15 protein-coding genes are annotated in these 15,694 nt (G+C 66.1%); 9 read left to right on the forward strand and 6 right to left on the reverse strand.

Annotation, left to right across the window (positions count from 1 at the left end):
• Nucleotides 1-396 precede the first annotated feature (396 nt).
• Nucleotides 397-1,524 carry a nitronate monooxygenase gene (locus tag ACLML9_RS12585; RefSeq protein WP_411945686.1) on the reverse strand — a complete coding sequence of 376 codons (1,128 nt, stop codon included), beginning with the start codon at nt 1,522-1,524 and terminating at the stop codon, nt 397-399.
• Nucleotides 1,525-1,705: 181 nt separating this feature from the next.
• Nucleotides 1,706-3,106, reverse strand: a complete 1,401-nt coding sequence (locus tag ACLML9_RS12590) for a hypothetical protein (protein ID WP_411945687.1) — start codon at nt 3,104-3,106, stop codon at nt 1,706-1,708.
• A gap of 292 nt (nt 3,107-3,398) precedes the next feature.
• Between ACLML9_RS12590 and rpsF the strand changes: the two genes are divergently transcribed.
• From rpsF to dnaB, 5 genes are all read left to right on the forward strand, one after another.
• Entirely contained in the window at nt 3,399-3,686 is a 288-nt protein-coding gene (gene rpsF / locus ACLML9_RS12595; protein ID WP_063042545.1) for a 30S ribosomal protein S6, read from the forward strand.
• A 95-nt stretch (nt 3,687-3,781) separates the two neighbouring features.
• A complete protein-coding gene (locus ACLML9_RS12600; protein WP_411945688.1) occupies nt 3,782-4,321 on the forward strand; it encodes a single-stranded DNA-binding protein in 540 nt (179 codons plus the stop codon).
• A 55-nt stretch (nt 4,322-4,376) separates the two neighbouring features.
• The gene (rpsR, locus tag ACLML9_RS12605; RefSeq protein ID WP_030524534.1) at nt 4,377-4,628 is read left to right on the forward strand and encodes a 30S ribosomal protein S18; all 252 of its coding nucleotides are present in this window, start codon (nt 4,377-4,379) and stop codon (nt 4,626-4,628) included.
• Between the two features lie 18 nt (nt 4,629-4,646).
• Entirely contained in the window at nt 4,647-5,102 is a 456-nt protein-coding gene (rplI, locus tag ACLML9_RS12610) for a 50S ribosomal protein L9 (protein WP_411945689.1), read from the forward strand.
• A gap of 678 nt (nt 5,103-5,780) precedes the next feature.
• Nucleotides 5,781-7,163 (forward strand): replicative DNA helicase, encoded by a 1,383-nt coding sequence (gene dnaB, locus ACLML9_RS12615; protein WP_265803193.1) that lies wholly within the window; start codon nt 5,781-5,783, stop codon nt 7,161-7,163.
• A gap of 248 nt (nt 7,164-7,411) precedes the next feature.
• Here the strand turns inward: dnaB and ACLML9_RS12620 are convergent, their stop codons facing one another.
• Nucleotides 7,412-7,774, reverse strand: coding sequence for a nuclear transport factor 2 family protein (locus ACLML9_RS12620; protein WP_411945690.1), 363 nt, complete (start codon nt 7,772-7,774; stop codon nt 7,412-7,414).
• A gap of 469 nt (nt 7,775-8,243) precedes the next feature.
• Here ACLML9_RS12620 and ACLML9_RS12625 point away from each other — a divergent pair, with 469 nt between their 5' ends.
• Entirely contained in the window at nt 8,244-9,449 is a 1,206-nt protein-coding gene (locus tag ACLML9_RS12625; RefSeq protein WP_411945691.1) for a cytochrome P450 family protein, read from the forward strand.
• Between the two features lie 98 nt (nt 9,450-9,547).
• Complete coding sequence (locus ACLML9_RS12630) at nt 9,548-10,600, forward strand: helix-turn-helix domain-containing protein (protein ID WP_411945692.1); 1,053 nt, start codon at nt 9,548-9,550, stop codon at nt 10,598-10,600.
• A gap of 20 nt (nt 10,601-10,620) precedes the next feature.
• Here the strand turns inward: ACLML9_RS12630 and ACLML9_RS12635 are convergent, their stop codons facing one another.
• On the reverse strand, nt 10,621-11,178 hold the full coding sequence (locus ACLML9_RS12635; RefSeq protein ID WP_411945693.1) for a sugar O-acetyltransferase: 558 nt from the start codon (nt 11,176-11,178) through the stop codon (nt 10,621-10,623).
• A gap of 267 nt (nt 11,179-11,445) precedes the next feature.
• Here ACLML9_RS12635 and ACLML9_RS12640 point away from each other — a divergent pair, with 267 nt between their 5' ends.
• Nucleotides 11,446-12,168 carry a hypothetical protein gene (locus ACLML9_RS12640; RefSeq protein ID WP_411945694.1) on the forward strand — a complete coding sequence of 241 codons (723 nt, stop codon included), beginning with the start codon at nt 11,446-11,448 and terminating at the stop codon, nt 12,166-12,168.
• A 137-nt stretch (nt 12,169-12,305) separates the two neighbouring features.
• Here the strand turns inward: ACLML9_RS12640 and ACLML9_RS12645 are convergent, their stop codons facing one another.
• Both ACLML9_RS12645 and ACLML9_RS12650 read right to left on the reverse strand, forming a co-directional pair.
• A complete protein-coding gene (locus tag ACLML9_RS12645; protein ID WP_411945695.1) occupies nt 12,306-13,418 on the reverse strand; it encodes a DUF475 domain-containing protein in 1,113 nt (370 codons plus the stop codon).
• A gap of 200 nt (nt 13,419-13,618) precedes the next feature.
• Entirely contained in the window at nt 13,619-14,194 is a 576-nt protein-coding gene (locus ACLML9_RS12650) for a TerD family protein (protein WP_030524548.1), read from the reverse strand.
• A 282-nt stretch (nt 14,195-14,476) separates the two neighbouring features.
• Between ACLML9_RS12650 and ACLML9_RS12655 the strand changes: the two genes are divergently transcribed.
• On the forward strand, nt 14,477-15,694 hold the full coding sequence (locus tag ACLML9_RS12655; protein WP_411945696.1) for a hypothetical protein: 1,218 nt from the start codon (nt 14,477-14,479) through the stop codon (nt 15,692-15,694).

Raw genomic sequence — 15,694 nt, forward strand, 5'->3', positions numbered from 1 at the left:
GCCGAAACGGCGAGACCAAGGGGGCCTCAACCCCGCGCGCCGGAGGCGCGCCAAAAAACACAGTACCTTCACGAGCGAGCTCACAACCCCACCTCTGCCGGTGAGTTCACTCGCGCAGGCGAAAGCGCGGGCTCACTCGCGAAAGACGCTGTTTTCGGCGCCACCCGCGGCGTCGCAGGGCAGCGCGAACACACTCGCCACCGCCGACTTCTGGGCTGTTGAGCCCCCTTCAGGCCGGCACCCCCCGGCTTCAGCCGTCACCCGGCGGCCCTCACCCGACGCCCGTTGCCGCCCCATGCCGGTTCTGGTCGGACGGGTTACAGACGAGAACGCCGCCAGAGGTACTTCTGGCGGCGTTCTGCATTCGGCTTCCGGAAAGCCGACTCTTCGGTGCGATCAGATATCGCCGTTGAGCTTGTTCAGCCGCTCGCAGGCCGTGACGTACTCCTCGACCAGGCGGTTCATGACGTCGGCCGAGCGTTCCGTCTTGTTCATCATGCCGACCACCTGGCCGACCGGGTTGAAGTTCACGTCCTTGGCGGCTTCCGGGTAGCGGTGGCCGCGCTTCACGCCGTCCAGGGCCACCATCATCTGCAGCGGCATGGGCAGCGGGTCGGGGGTGTCGGCGGACTCCCAGGCGTCGGTCCAGTCGTTGCGCAGCATACGGGCCGGTTTGCCGGTCCAGGCGCGGGAGCGGATGGTGTCGTGGCTGGTGGCGTCGATGTAGGTCTTCATCTGGGCGGGGGGCACATTGGCCTCTTCCACGGTCAGCCAGATGGAGCCGGTCCACGCGCCCGCGGCGCCCATCGCCATCGCGGCGGCGACCTGGCGGCCGTCGCCGATTCCGCCGGCCGCGAGGACCGGTAGATCACCCACGGCGTCGATGACCTGTGGCCACAGCACCAGCGAGGAGACCTCGCCGCAGTGGCCGCCGCCCTCGGTGCCCTGGCAGACCACGAAGTCCAGGCCGGCGGCCTTGTGGTTGAGCGCGTGTTTCACCGAACCGCACAGCGCGCCGATCAGCCGGCCGGATTCCTGGATCTGGGAGACGAACTCCGGCGGCGGGGTACCGAGCGCGTTGGCGACCAGCTTCGCTTTCGGATGCCGCAGGATCACCTCGACCTGCGGCGCGGCGGTGGTGGCGGTCCAGCCGAGCAGCTGCGGGTGGACCTCTTCTTCGGGGAGCTTCGGCACGCCGTGGTCGGCGAGGATCTTTTCGGCGAAGTCGCGATGCCCCTGGGGGACGTGTTTGGCGAGTTCGGTCTCGAGCTGTTCGGGGGACAGGCCGTCGATGCCCTTGCCTTCGTATTCGGACGGGATGACGAGGTCGACGCCGTAGGGGTTGTCGCCCACGTGTTCGTCCAGCCAGGCCAGTTCGACCTCGAGCTGTTCGGCGGTGAACCCGACCGCGCCGAGTACGCCGAGACCGCCGGCGTTGCTGACCGCGGCCGCCACATCGCGGCAGTGGGTGAAGGCGAAGATGGGGAACTCGATCCCCAGCCGGTCGCAGATATTGGTACGCATGGCGGTGCTGTCTCCCTATGCCTGGAACAAGTTACATAATTGCCGCGCGGCGGCTGATCCGGCCGCTGTCAGCCGTACGGCCCGAATACGGCGAACACCTCCGATAACGGTGGTCGGCGCAGTAGGACGCGACGGGTGCCATACTCTGAATGTAACACGTTCTAGTTTTATTGGAACCGGTTCAGCCGCGTGCCCTCGGTCCGGCCTCCCGCACCGGCGTCGCCTCTTCCGGATCCGCCGCGGCGTGTACCCGCAGTGCCCGCGCCGGCACCCTCAGGAACACCCAGAACAACACCACCAGCAGGGTGGCCCGACCCCAGACGCCGAACCGGACCACCGCCTCCATCAACTCGACCGAATGCCCGGCCCCCATCGTGTAGAAGTAGCGGAAGACGCCCACCCCGATCGCTATATCGGCGACCAGATAGCTCCCCACGACCGGCCACGGCACCGCCAGCAGCACCAGGAACGGGACCAGCCACAGGGTGTACTGCGGCGAATGCACCTTGTGGAACAGCAGGAACCCGCACAGCATCGCCCCGCTGACGCCGAGCCACGGGTACACGCCGGTGTGGGCGTACCGCAGCCACCCCGCCCCCACGGCCACGGCGAACGACACGCTGATCAGTGTCGGCGAGGCGATCGACACGATCTCCGCGAACGCGGCGCTGCTCAGCGGGTCGGAGCCGAACAGCGGCCGCAGACCCCAGTACCAGATCGAATTGGTGGTGATATCGGCCTCGCGCTGCTGCTGGAACTCGATCGAGGCACGCCAGCCGTCGAAACCGGCCAGCGCGAACGGCAGATTGACCGCCACCACCGTGCCGAATGCGGCGGCCGCGGTGCCCAGCGCACCGGCTACATCCGGCCCGGTGCGTTCTCCCGGGCCGGCGCGCCCCCGCTCCCCGCCGGTCAGCACATACAGCAGCAGCGGGATCACGAAGATCGCCGGATAGATCTTGAAACAGAAGCCCAGGCCCAGCAGCATCGCCGCCACCGCCCCACGGGCGCGTAACGGCCAACGGGTGGTGGCCATCACCGCGGCAGCCGCCACCGTCGTGCACACCACCGGAAGTTCCCAATTGTGGAACGCGTACAGCACCAGCGGTGGTCCCGCGGCCCACAGCAGCGCGGCCCGCCCGGCCAAGCGGGCCAGCAGCCAGGCGGTGACCAGAGCGAACGGTGCCAGCAGCAGTGCCGAACGGAGCAGGAAGGCCGCGTCGTTGTGGGCCCCCAGCGCGCCGAGCCACATCAGCAGCCCGCTCAGCACCGGATATTCCACGGCGCCGCCGGTAAGGGTGCCGTCGGCGGTGATGCCGCCGTGCACGTAGGGAAAAATATGCTGATCGATATCGCGGCCCAGCCAGAGGAACTGGATATCGGAATAACAGACCCGGGCGTCCTTGACGTAATCGAAAGCGGCACTGCGACCGTCGGCGCGGAAGGGGGCTCCGGCGCAGCGCGCCTTGTTGAGAAATGCCACCACGAGGGTCGCGCCGCACAACAGCACAACCGTGAGGACGGCGGTACCGCGGCCGACGCGATCGGCCCCGGGCACACGTACGGCCGGTCCGATCGACATACCGACACACTAGTGGGCTCCGCCACGTGCCGCCGCGCGATCGTATCGGCGCCGGCCGCCGGTTGTGCCCGTGTTCGACCAGGTCGGAAGATGTACGAGAAATAGTCGAAATCGACCTCGATCCGAGTGCGGAATTCCATTTCGCGACTTCGTCGGCAAGGTCGTCACCGTGCCGAAGATCGATTTCGTTTCCGGCGGTCCGCTCGGGTAGTCTTGCCCGGTTGCTGACGCAACGACCCTCCTGCCACGGACCGTCCGTGGCCGACCCAAGACCACAGGAGGTGATTGGTTCGTGCGTCATTACGAAGTGATGGTCATCCTCGATCCGAGCATGGACGAGCGCACCGTCGGACCGTCCCTGGAAAATATGCTCGGCGTTGTCCGCACCGAGGGCGGCAAAATCGACAAGGTCGATATCTGGGGCCGTAAGCGCCTCGCCTACGAGATTCGTAAACAGGCCGAAGGCATCTACGCGGTGATCGATCTGACCGCCGAGCCCGCCACGGTGAACGAACTCGACCGCCAGCTGGGCCTCAACGAGCAGGTGCTGCGCACCAAGGTTCTGCGCAACGACAAGTAGTTCCGGCGCTACCGCCGTTTCGTCGGAGTCTGTCTCTAGGCTCTAGCGCAACAGGCGAGTGCACCCGGACTGCACACCGAGCAGGAGGAACCCCCATGGCAGCTGGCGATACGGTAATCACGGTCATCGGAAATCTGACGGCCGATCCCGAGCTTCGATTCACGCCCGCGGGCGCGGCGGTGGCCAATTTCACCGTGGCCTCGACACCCCGCATTTTCGACCGTAATACCAACGAGTGGAAAGACGGCGAAGCGCTGTTCCTGCGCTGCAATATCTGGCGCGAGGCCGCGGAGAACGTCGCCGAGAGCCTCACCAGGGGATCCCGTGTGATCGTCAGCGGACGGCTCAAGCAGCGCTCCTTCGAAACCCGTGAGGGCGAGAAGCGCACAGTCGTCGAGCTCGAGGTCGACGAGGTCGGCCCGTCGCTGCGGTACGCCACGGCCAAGGTCAACAAGACCAGTCGTGGTGGTGGTGGCGGTGGATTCGGTTCCAACAGCGGCGGTGGTGGTAACTACAACGCCGGAAACGGTGGCGGTGGACGGTCCGACCAGGGCGCTGCGGACGACCCGTGGGGTAGCGCGCCCGCGGCCGGCTCCTTCGGGGGCGGGCGGACGGACGATGAACCGCCGTTCTGAGACGGCCCGCATCGGCCCGCGACAGCGGGCCACCAAGAATACGGAGTGAACGAAAATGGCCAAGGCACCGGCGCGCGAAAAGGTGCTCAAGAAGAAGGCTTGCGCTTTCTGCAAGGAGAGCAAGTCCGGCATCGTCGACATCAACTACAAGGATGTGCCGCTGCTGCGCAAGTACGTCAGTGAGCGTGGCAAGATCCGCGCTCGCCGGGTCACCGGCAACTGCGTACAGCACCAGCGCGATATCGCCATCGCTGTGAAGAACTCGCGTGAGATGGCGCTGCTGCCCTACGTTTCGACGGCTCGCTGAGAAAGGTCGGTCAAGCATATGAAGCTCATTCTGACTGCCGATGTGGACAACCTCGGCGTTCCCGGCGACACCGTCGAGGTCAAGGACGGCTACGGCCGTAACTACCTCCTGCCCCGTGGGCTGGCCATCGTCGCCAGCCGCGGTGCGCAGAAACAGGTCGAGGGAATCCGCCGGGCCCAGGAGGCCCGCCGGGTGCGCGATCTCGGCCATGCCAACGAACTGAAGCAGGCCATCGAGGGCCTCGAAGGGGTTTCGCTGTCGGTCAAGACCGCGGGCACCGGAAAACTCTTCGGTTCGGTCACCCAGTCCGATGTCGCCGCCGCCATCAAGTCGGCCGGGGGCCCGGTGCTGGACAAGCGCAGCATCGAACTGCCGAAGTCGCATATCAAGGCCACCGGTAAGCACCAGGTGACCGTCCATCTGCACCCGGACGTCGCCGCGAAATTTGCGCTGGAGGTCGTGGCCGCCGGCTGAGTCGGCCCACGAATACATACCCCGAAACCGGGGATCACGTCCGCTCGGCCATGGGTAGACGTGATCTCCGGTCGGTTGTGCTTTGCCATAGCAATCGCTGGTTAGCTCGACGGTTGCTGAAATTCTTTTGATGGCGGGCGCCTGCATATCCGCAGGCCGCGCCGCTTCGAGGTGGGGGTGTCTTATCCACAAGATGCGAGTCCTGTGGATCGATCACAAAACCAACCGGACGTAATGTGACGCAGCTCATCCCTGTTCGCCTGTCCGCTAACTCAACACGCCCGGATGTTCAACATCTCCGACACGCCGATGCTTTGTTTATCCACACTGCGTGGTCGCGAGAAATCTAGATCTAGCTGGGCATTTTCCTGGTCTGACCTGCATTTTCCCCAAGTTGTCCACAAGTTGTGCACAGCCTGAGGTGAACTATCCCCAGGCTATCCACAGGTCTGTGCACAGGCGTGGTTGGCATGTGGATAGAACCTCGCCTAGGTTCATCGCAGCACCATGTGCGACACCACGTCACAATGCGGGGGTTCGGTTATTTCTGGGTGATAGCTGGTACGCCTGACCACTGGTCGACGGCGCTGCGGGCTCCCGGCGAACTTGTCGGACCCGTGGGGTAGAACCGGTCGTCGAAGGGTGCGTCCGGTCAGAAGGAGAGGACGGTCGAGTCGGATGGCAGTCGTCGATGACCGCGGGCACACGGATTTCCCGCCGGAGCCCCCAGGCGAGGATTTCGGGCGCCAGCCGCCACACGATATGGCGGCCGAACAGTCGGTGCTCGGCGGCATGCTGCTCAGCAAGGACGCCATCGCCGACGTGGTCGAAGTATTGCGCTCCGGTGATTTCTACCGGCCCGCCCATCAGGCCGTGTACGACGCCATCCTCGATCTCTACGGACGCGGCGAACCCGCGGACCCGGTCACCGTCGCCGCCGGCCTGGACCGCAGAGGTGAACTGAAGAGAATCGGCGGTGCCCCCTACCTGGTCACCCTCACCCAGACCGTCCCGACCGCGGCGAACGCCGGGTTCTACGCCGAGATCGTGGCCGAGAAGGCGATCCTGCGCCGCCTGGTGGAAGCCGGCACCCGCATCGTGCAGTACGGCTATGCGGGCGCCGACGGCCAGGACGTCGCCGAGGTGGTCGACCGCGCCCAGGCCGAGGTCTACGAGGTCACCGAACGCCGGACCTCCGAAGATTTCCTCCCGCTGGAGGAGCTCCTCCAGCCCACCATGGACGAGATCGACTCCATCGCATCCCGGGGCGGTATTTCCCTCGGTGTCCCGACCGGATTCTCCGAACTCGACGAACTCACCAACGGCCTGCACCCGGGGCAGATGATCATCGTCGCGGCGAGACCCGGCGTCGGCAAATCGACTTTGGGAATGGATTTCATGCGCAGTGCCTCGATTCGGCACGGGCTGGCGAGCGTGATCTTCTCACTGGAGATGAGCCGGACCGAGATCGTCATGCGCCTGCTGTCGGCCGAGGCGAAGATCAAGCTCGGGGATATGCGGGCCGGCCGGATGAGCGACGACGACTGGACCAAATTGGCGCGGCGGATGAGCGAGATCAGCGAAGCACCGCTGTTCGTGGACGATTCACCGAACCTCACCATGATGGAGATTCGGGCCAAGGCGCGACGGCTGAAACAGCGCCACGACCTGAAACTGGTTGTGGTGGACTACCTCCAGCTGATGACCTCGGGTAAGAAAGTCGAATCCCGGCAGCAGGAGGTCTCGGACTTCTCCCGAAATCTGAAGCTGCTGGCCAAGGAACTGGAAGTTCCCGTCATCGCGATCAGCCAGTTGAACCGTGGTCCGGAACAGCGCACCGATAAGCGTCCGCAGGTCTCCGACCTGCGTGAATCGGGCTCGCTCGAGCAGGACGCCGACATGGTCATCCTGCTGCACCGGCCGGATGCGTTCGAGCGCGACGATCCGCGTGGTGGCGAAGCGGACCTGATCGTCGGCAAGCACCGTAACGGGCCCACGGCAACCATCACCGTCGCTCACCAGCTGCATCTGTCGCGCTTCGTCGATATGGCCCGCGGCTGAGCATTGCTGTTGTAGGGTCTCAAAATACGTGGCCAAGTCTCGAAATATCCGGCCGATTGATGGCCGATCGGCCAAGTAATATGCGACAGAATCAGACCGCCGAGGCCGGCACTCGCCGCCGTGATGGACTCGTGGTTCTACAGGTCGTCTGCGACACCGTTTGCCGGTGAATCTCGGCGTCACCGACGATCTCGGGAAGTCTGTACAGCCGAATTTCGACCTTGGTCGACGTGGGCGAACTCTTCGAATTACTCGACCGCCGAGGCATGAGCGGCAACGACCCGCCAGCCACGCGAGTCGTCGTGCGCCCAGGCGCGGGTGTAGCGCATCCTGGCTGCGAATGGTGATCCATGAATGCTGCCTTCGACGACGCCGAGGAACCAAGTGACCCCGGTCGTCCCTTCCACCAGTACCGTCAGCTGTTCTTCCTCGAGCGTGCTCACGATCTGGGCCTCGGTGCGGTGCAGCTCGAGATCATCGGTCTTGGTGAACGTGTCCGAGCCGAAAGTGAAGATCAGCCTGTCATCGAGCAACTCATCCAGCGCCTGGACATCCCCGGCCAGCTGCGCAGCCTGGAGTCGCCGCTCGGCCTCCCACAAGTCCTTCTCCATGGCACTCAGCATGCCAGCCGAGTGCCGGTCCGGCCCTCGCGTTTTCGCTGACAGCAGATCTACACCTTGCGCGGATTCCGGATCCGACAATCACCACTGCGCCGTCGACCCTCTGCCCCGCCTGAGTGACGCTACCTTTCGTCGGGATTTCCAGCTCCTTCGAGCGCCTTACCGGCAGGCCCACCCGACCGCTCCGTACCCGGCCCAGGACTCGGCCACAGCCAGAGCCTGCGGGCGACATGGTGGCCGGCCGGTCAGTTCCGGCATCATCCGGCGCCCGGCCGCAGTGCTGTCGTCATTCGTCGGAACGACTCGCCAAAACTTTGGATTTTTCGATCCGGCACCGTCGAATTTCGCGGTGCGGCAGAGATTACCGCTCGAGTCGATCGGCTGCTGCCAACCGGCTCACACTCTTCGAGCACGCGTCGATCGCATGCGTACAGAGTCCGATCACAGCACGGAGTCCTGCATGACCGAGTCACTCATCCAGCTGCCCACCGCTGGAGAATCAGTTGTCGACACTTTCGACCGGATGATCCGGACCGGGCCGATCGTGCCCTACGAACTGCCGGGCGGAGTCCGGGCCTGGATGGCGGTCGGCCACCAGGCGGTCGGTGAGATTCTCGCCGGTGACGGCACTCTGTTCAGTCACAGCGCGAAGAACTGTCCCGCGATGCACGATGGCACCGTTCCGGCCGACTGGCCACTACGGGTGCTGACCGATGCCGATCACCTGCTCAACAAGGACGGCGCCGATCACCTGCGAATGCGCCGGGCCATCGCGCGTGCCTTCACTCCCGCCCGGGTCGCCCGACTCGAACCGCGTATCCAGCAGCTGACCGACGACCTGATCGACAAATTCGCCGACCGCCCGGAAGTCGATCTCGTCGAGCACTTCACCATGCCGCTTCCCGTCACCGTGATCTGCGAACTGTTCGGGGTACCGGTCGCCGACCGGGGAAATTTCCGGGGCTGGACGTCCACGCTGATCTCGCACACCAGCACCGGTGAGCAGACCCGGACCGCCATGCAGGAAATGGTCGGATATCTGACCGGGTTGGTCGCGGACAAGCACAACAACCCGGGTGACGACCTCACCTCGGATCTGGTGCAGGCCCAGCCCGAACACGGGATCGCCGATGCCGAACTGGTCGAAATGCTGTGGATCATCATCGTGGCCGGACACGAGACCACGATGCACCTGCTCGGCAACGCGATCGTGGCCCTCTACACCTTTCCCGGTCAGCTCGCGGCGGCCGTGGACGGGGATCGCTGGGCCGATGTCGTGGAGGAGACATTGCGCTACCGGAACGCGGCCTGCGCGATGTTCAACCGGTATGCCCTGCAGGATGTTCGGATCGCCGGTGTGGACATCCCCCAGGGGGCGATCGTGGGCTGGTACGCGGGAGTCGGACGCGATCCGCGGAAATACCCGAACGCCGATGTCTTCGATATCGATCGCGACGACATCGATCAGCTGGGCTTCGGCCGCGGTCCGCACTTCTGCCTCGGCGCACATCTGGCCCGGCTGGAGTCCCGGACCGCGCTGGCCACCCTGTTCGGTCGGTTCCCGCGGATGCGCCTCGCCTGTGATCCGGCGGAGATCCCCTATGCGCCGCAGTTCATGACCAATGGTCCGCTCTGCGTGCCGGTGCGGCTCGGATCCCGCGACTGAGCGAGCGTCGGGCCGACAGTGGGGAGCTGTCAGAATTCTGTCGGACCGTTCCCGAGCGGATAGGCGGAAATGAGTATCGGACCGGCAGAGCCACCGCTATGCGGTATTCCCAGCTGACCGTCGCGAACGCGGCGGAGTGGACCGAGGTGACCGATCATTTCCTGAAGGCGGACCACCTCTACCGTGATCCGGCCGACTGGTGGGCTCGGATCGCGGTTCAAGAGTCCCCGAGTTACACCTTGCTGCGCTCCCAGCAGCGCGGTGACCATCTCATGCACCGCAACCGTTCGCATATCCGGCAGGGCCCGGGCGACTACTGCTGGATGGTGTTACCGAGACGCGGCGAATGGCTCATCCAGCAGCAGGACCGGCTCATCAGGGTGGCGGCCCAGCGCGGATTCGTTCTCGAACTGGACCGAGCCTGCCGGGTGCTGTTACCCGGTTCGACGGCTTACGCGTTGCTCCTGCCCCGTGCGCGGCTGGAGCGTCGGCTGCCCGCCCCCGAAGTGCGGCCGACGCTCGATATGTCGACGGGTCTCGGCCGGGTCGTGCAGAGCATGCTCATCGCCACCCTTGCCGCGCAGGCGGATCTGACGACACCGGAATTCGACGCCGTGTGTGACCGGGTCACCGAACTGCTGTGCCTGCTGCTCGCCGGCGACCTCGGGCCACAGCAGACCCAGCTGACCGAAACCGTGGATGCCATCAGGGCATGCGTCCGAGAGAACATCGGGTCCGGCGATGTACGGCTGCCCGCGGTCGCACGTGCGCTGGGCTGGTCGCCCCGTCAGCTGCGTTCGGTACTCCACCGGGCCGGCACCACCTATCGGGAGTTGCGGCGCAACGAAGCGTTGCGTATCGCGCGCGATCTGCTGGCGCGTCCGGGACCGGAGTCCATAGCGGGGGTCGCCGCACGGTGCGGGTTCACCAACACCGGGTTCTCGACGGCGTTCAAATCCCGATACGGAGAAACACCCCGCGATTTCCGGCAGCGCCGCCGAGCCGACCTGCTCGCTGTGACACCGCCACCTCGGGAGGTCGTATCCAGGAACGAACCGTCGTTCCCGGATCTCCATCGTGGGCCGGGTGAGACCGTATCGATCGGAAACGAACCGCAGCGGGAGGGTGTTCGCGGCTTCCGGCAACGTTGACGACCGTGCCGAGGCCGGGATCAGAGATCCCGGATGACACGGCAGGGGTTGCCGGCGGCGAAGACGCGGGGCGGGATATCCCGGGTGACCACACTGCCGGCGCCGATCACCGAGTTCTCGCCGATGGTGACTCCGGCGCAGACGATGACGCCGCCGCCCAGCCAGGTGTTGTCGCCGATGGTGATGGGCGCGGCGGATTCCCACCCGGACCGCCGGAGTTCGTGGTCCTCCATGGGGTGCAGCGGGGTGAGGATCTGGGCGCGGGGGCCGATCGCTACATCGTTGCCGATGGTGACGGGGGCGCAGTCCAGGATCACCGTGTCGTAATTGAGAAAGGTGTTGTTGCCGATTCCGGTCAGGTAACCGTAGTCACAGCGGAACGGCGGCATGATCACGGTGCCGGCACCACACTCGCCCAGTAGCTTGCCGAGGATTTCCTGCCGTTCGGTCTCGGCGTCGGGGGCGGTGTCGTTGTAGCGGGCGGTCAACGCGTGACAGGCGCGGCGTTCCGCGACGAGTTCCGGGTCGTTGCCGCGATAGAGATCGCCGCGCAGCATACGTTCCTTATCGGTCGCCATGGATTCGATACTGCCGGATCGGCGTGGTGTGTGTGGCGACCTGCCGGCCGTCCGGGTGGTGCCGTGCAGCGGGAGGGCTGTGTGGCGGCGCGGTCCGGATCTCGGCGAAGTACCGGTGCGCGGTGTTTTGTTGTGCGCGGCGCCGCATGGTCACGCGCGGCGTCCCCGGAGCGGCGCAGCGGGGACGATCCGATGTCGGAGTCAGTGTTTTCGCAGCTCACGGACGTAAGCTAGGGGTGTAACGTCCGTTCGTCGAGGAGGACGGCAATGGTCGAGAGTCCGCGAACGATCGCCGGGACCGAACCGGTGCTGCCCGCGGGTGCGGACGCGGAGCGGTTCGCCGGGTACGGAGTGATGGGTCAGCCGTTCGCGAGCGGCCACTACCTGGCGTTCCGGCATTTCGCCGCCAGCTCGGTGGGGTCCGGATACGAGTCGATCTGGCACCGGAACCCGGATCGGGAATGGGTCATCTACAGCAGTGTCGCGCCGGAGACCAGTTGTGTGCGGTACTACGGTGCCGCGCTGGTGGACGCGCGGGTCGCGGATATCTCGGTGACCTGGACGGGTCCCTTCGCGTTGACGGTGCGGATGCCCGGCACGCTGGTATGGGAGATCGAGCTGGGGCGCTCGCCCGCGACGACGGCGATGACGGCGCTGGGCAGCGTGCTGCCCGCGGCACTGTGGCGAAAACCCACGGTGCTGTCGGTCATGTCGCGGGTGGCGGGTCCGGCGCTCGGCGTGGGTCGGATGCGGTTGCGTGGCACCGCCCCGAACGGGCAATGGTTCCGGCTGGAGCCGCGGATGCTGTGGACGGTCGAGCGCACGGTGGCCCGGATCGACGGCGTGGATATCGGCCCGGCCGGTCCGTTGGCCGAGCAGGCGGCGCTCGGTGACTTCCGGTTACCGCAGCGCGGCATGTTCGCGGTGGGTCAGGCGTATTTCGAGCAGTACGACGCTGCGCGGCACAAGATGGGGGCACCGGGGGCTTGACGGCCGGTCCGGTCGGGGTCGTGCGTGGCGAGGTCCGGCCGGTCGCGTGAGGAAGTGCGTTGCTGCTCCTACCCGATGAAACGGCAGTGGGAGCCGACCCTCGGGTCCGCTCCCACTGCCGTTCGGGATGTGTTGTGTCAGCCCACCGGGGCCGGTTCCGAAGCCTCGGTGGGTTTCGGATCGTCTTCCTTGCGGTTGCGGCGGATGCTGGAGAGCACCGCGGCACCGATGAAGGCGATACCGATGAGACCGGTGACGAGCTCGTGGACGTGGATATCGCCCACCGTGATCAGCAGGATCAGGGCGAGTGCGCCGATGGCCCAGTGGGCGCCGTGCTCGAGGTACACGTATTCGTTGAGCGTGCCCTTGCGCACCAGGTAGACGGTGATGGACCGGACGAACATGGCGCCGATCAGGCCGAGGCCGAGGGCGATGATGATCGGGTCGGCGGTGATGGCGAAGGCGCCGATCACACCGTCGAAGGAGAACGAGGCGTCGAGGACCTCGAGGTAGAGGAACAGGAAGAACCCGGCTTTACCGGTGGCCTTGGCCAGCCCGGACGGGCCGCCGGCGGCTTCTTCGGCGTGCTCCTCGGCGTTGAACATCGAACCCAGACCGTCGACGGCGATGTAGATGATCATGCCGAGCAGACCGGCCAGCAGCACGGTGGAGCGGTCGTCGTCGTGGGCGAGGAACTCCGCGGCCAGCACCAGGCCGATCCCGGCGACGACCACCGAGGCCATGTCCAGCTTGCCGGCCTTGGCCAGGGGGCGTTCCAGCCAGGACAGCCAGGTGATTTCGCGGTCGGCGAGGACGAAGTTCAGGAACAGCATCGCCAGGAACATGCCGCCGAACGCCGCGATCTGCGGGTGTGCGTCGGTGAGCAGGGTCTCGTAGCTGGGGGAGCCGTCGGGGAAGAAGGCGGCGTCGCCGGGGGGTGGGTTCAGCGCGAGGTCGAAGGCTTCGACGGGGTTCAGTCCCGCGGTGACCCACACGATGGCCAGCGGGAAGACCAGCCGCATACCGAAGACGGCGATGAGGATGCCGATGGTGAGGAAGATCTTCTGCCAGAACTCACTCATCTTTTCCAAGATGGTGGCATTGATCACGGCATTGTCGAACGACAGCGATACCTCGAGAATGCCGAGGATGAGGCAGAGCACCAGGGCGGTCGCGCCGCCGTAGAGGAACGCCACCCCCAGCGACAGCACCGTGACTACTAAGGATAAACCGAATATGCGCAGGACCACGCTGGGACCTTTCGTGTGCGGTGGCCGGACTGCGGTCGGTACCCCGGCCTGTACGAGAAACCTGGTCGGCGGTATCGGCGACCAGTCACCAGCGTTGCCGTCGACCGCCTATTTGTCCAATTTGTCCCCTGGTGCCTCTGGGGCAGAGAACGAGGGGGCCCGTCACCGGACCCCCTCACGCTACCCGGAGGTGTGGATCGTCAGACGTTCACACCGTAGTCACGCGCGATACCGGACAGCCCGGATGCGTAACCCTGGCCGATGGCGCGGAACTTCCACTCGGCCCCGTTGCGGTACAGCTCACCGAAGACCATGGCGGTCTCGGTGGAGGCGTCCTCGGACAGGTCGTAGCGGGCCAGCTCCTCGCCGTTCGCCCGGTTCACCACGCGGATGTAGGCGTTACGCACCTGACCGAACGACTGCGAACGGCTGTCCGCCTCGTAGATCGAGACGGGGAAGAAGATGCTCTCGATATTCGCCGGAGTGTTGGCGAGGTCGACGTTGATGACCTCGTCGTCGCCTTCGCCCTCACCGGTGGTGTTGTCGCCGGCGTGCTCGATGGCGCCCTCGGGGGACTTGAGGTTGTTGAAGAACACGAAGTGCTGGTCGGAGACGACCTTCTTATCGGCTCCGGTGGCGATCGCGCTGGCGTCCAGATCGAAATCGGTGCCCGTGGTGGTGCGCACATCCCAGCCCAGGCCGACGGCGACCGCAGTGAGGCCCGGCGCCGCCTTGCTCAGCGAGACGTTGCCGCCCTTGGACAAACTGACACCCATGCGGGATTCCCTTTCGTAGTCGTCTGTGATTCCCAGCATGTCGGTAACCGCCGGGTACGGAATACGACAGTAGTGGGTTTCGGTGAACTTGCGTAGAAACTCGGGCAAGCCGGTCACCGGCACGCGCGGGCGGCGAGCCCGGATGGTTTGGGATCGAACGCTTTCGGCGTTCCGGCCCGCGCCGCTCCGTTCGCCGTCACGGTGTTCGGCAGTGTGCGCGCGGAGTCCGGCGGTACGCGGTGTGGCGGCGCGCGGGTGGTGGGATCTCATACCATCGGGTCTGTGGCAGGCCGCAGGCGTGGATGGTTCCGGTCGGGGGAGGATCCGTGGTTCGAACAGGCACGGTCGGCGCTGACGACGGCGTTCCTGGATATGGACCGGCGGCAGTCGGCCGCGGAGGCCGCCACCGCGGCCGCCGAGGAGATGTTCCCGGAACGGGGGCTGGGCCGTCGCTGGGCTTCGGTGCGTGAAGACTGCTATACGGCCGCTGCGGCATATCTGCAGCTCACCGGTGAACTGGACCGGGACGAACAGTCCGGGACGCGCCGGGCGGACCGGCAGCAGCGGGTGGACGCGGTGATCCGGCAGCTGGGATCGGTCGCGCAGCGGGTCGACCGCTTCTACCACGGCGACCGGGCCGCGCTCGAGGAAGCGATCGCGCTACGGCGAGCGGTTCCCGAACTGGTCGAGCGGGTCGCCGCCGATGCGGCGCGGGTGCGCAGGCAGGCGGCCGAATCGGAATACGCCGAGTATGCCTCGGTGCGCGCGGGCGCCGCGGCGGTGGATGAGGCAATGCTCACACTGACCGCGGTGCCGCCGGACGAACGCGGCCGGGCACGGGCGGCGGCGAACCGGCTGGCTTCCGTTACGGCCGATTTGTCGGAATCGTTGGCTCAGGCCCCTTCTCGGGCCCCGGCCGCGCGCAACGCCATCTCCTCGGTCACCACCCGGCTCGCCGCGGTCCGCACCCGGGCCGAGCGGATCGGACCCGCGCATTCGGCGCTGCTGCGGGAGTTCAATGCTGCGAGTTCGGCGGATCTGGCCGACAATGAGCGAACCAGCGAGCGTCATATCGCCGCCGCGGCACAAGCCCTGGCCGGGGCCCGTGCCGCCGCGGCCGCGAACACCCCGGAGCAGGCCCTTGAACTGACCACCACCGCGCGCGGCCACCTCGCCGACGCCGAACAACTGGTCGACGCCGTGACCAAACGGCTGGCCGAGTTGCGGGCGGTCCGCGAAGATCCGCGCCAACGCGCCGAGGCCGTACGGTTCCGCCTCCGGGACGCCCAGATGCTGGCGGTGTCACGGGGACTGGTCGCCGAATGGGGTTCGGTACTGGACGCTCAGGTCGAGCGCCTCGACCGGGTGGCCGCATCCCTCACCGGGCGGCACCCCGACTATTGGGCGTATGTAAAGGAACTCGACACCATCACCGAATTCATTGCCGGGGTGGTCGAGCGAATGCGGAAACAACCACCACCGGGACAACGACGAGGATGA

Source organism: Nocardia sp. NPDC002869, assembly GCF_046764065.1.
In the GTDB taxonomy this organism is placed as follows: domain Bacteria; phylum Actinomycetota; class Actinomycetes; order Mycobacteriales; family Mycobacteriaceae; genus Nocardia; species Nocardia rhamnosiphila.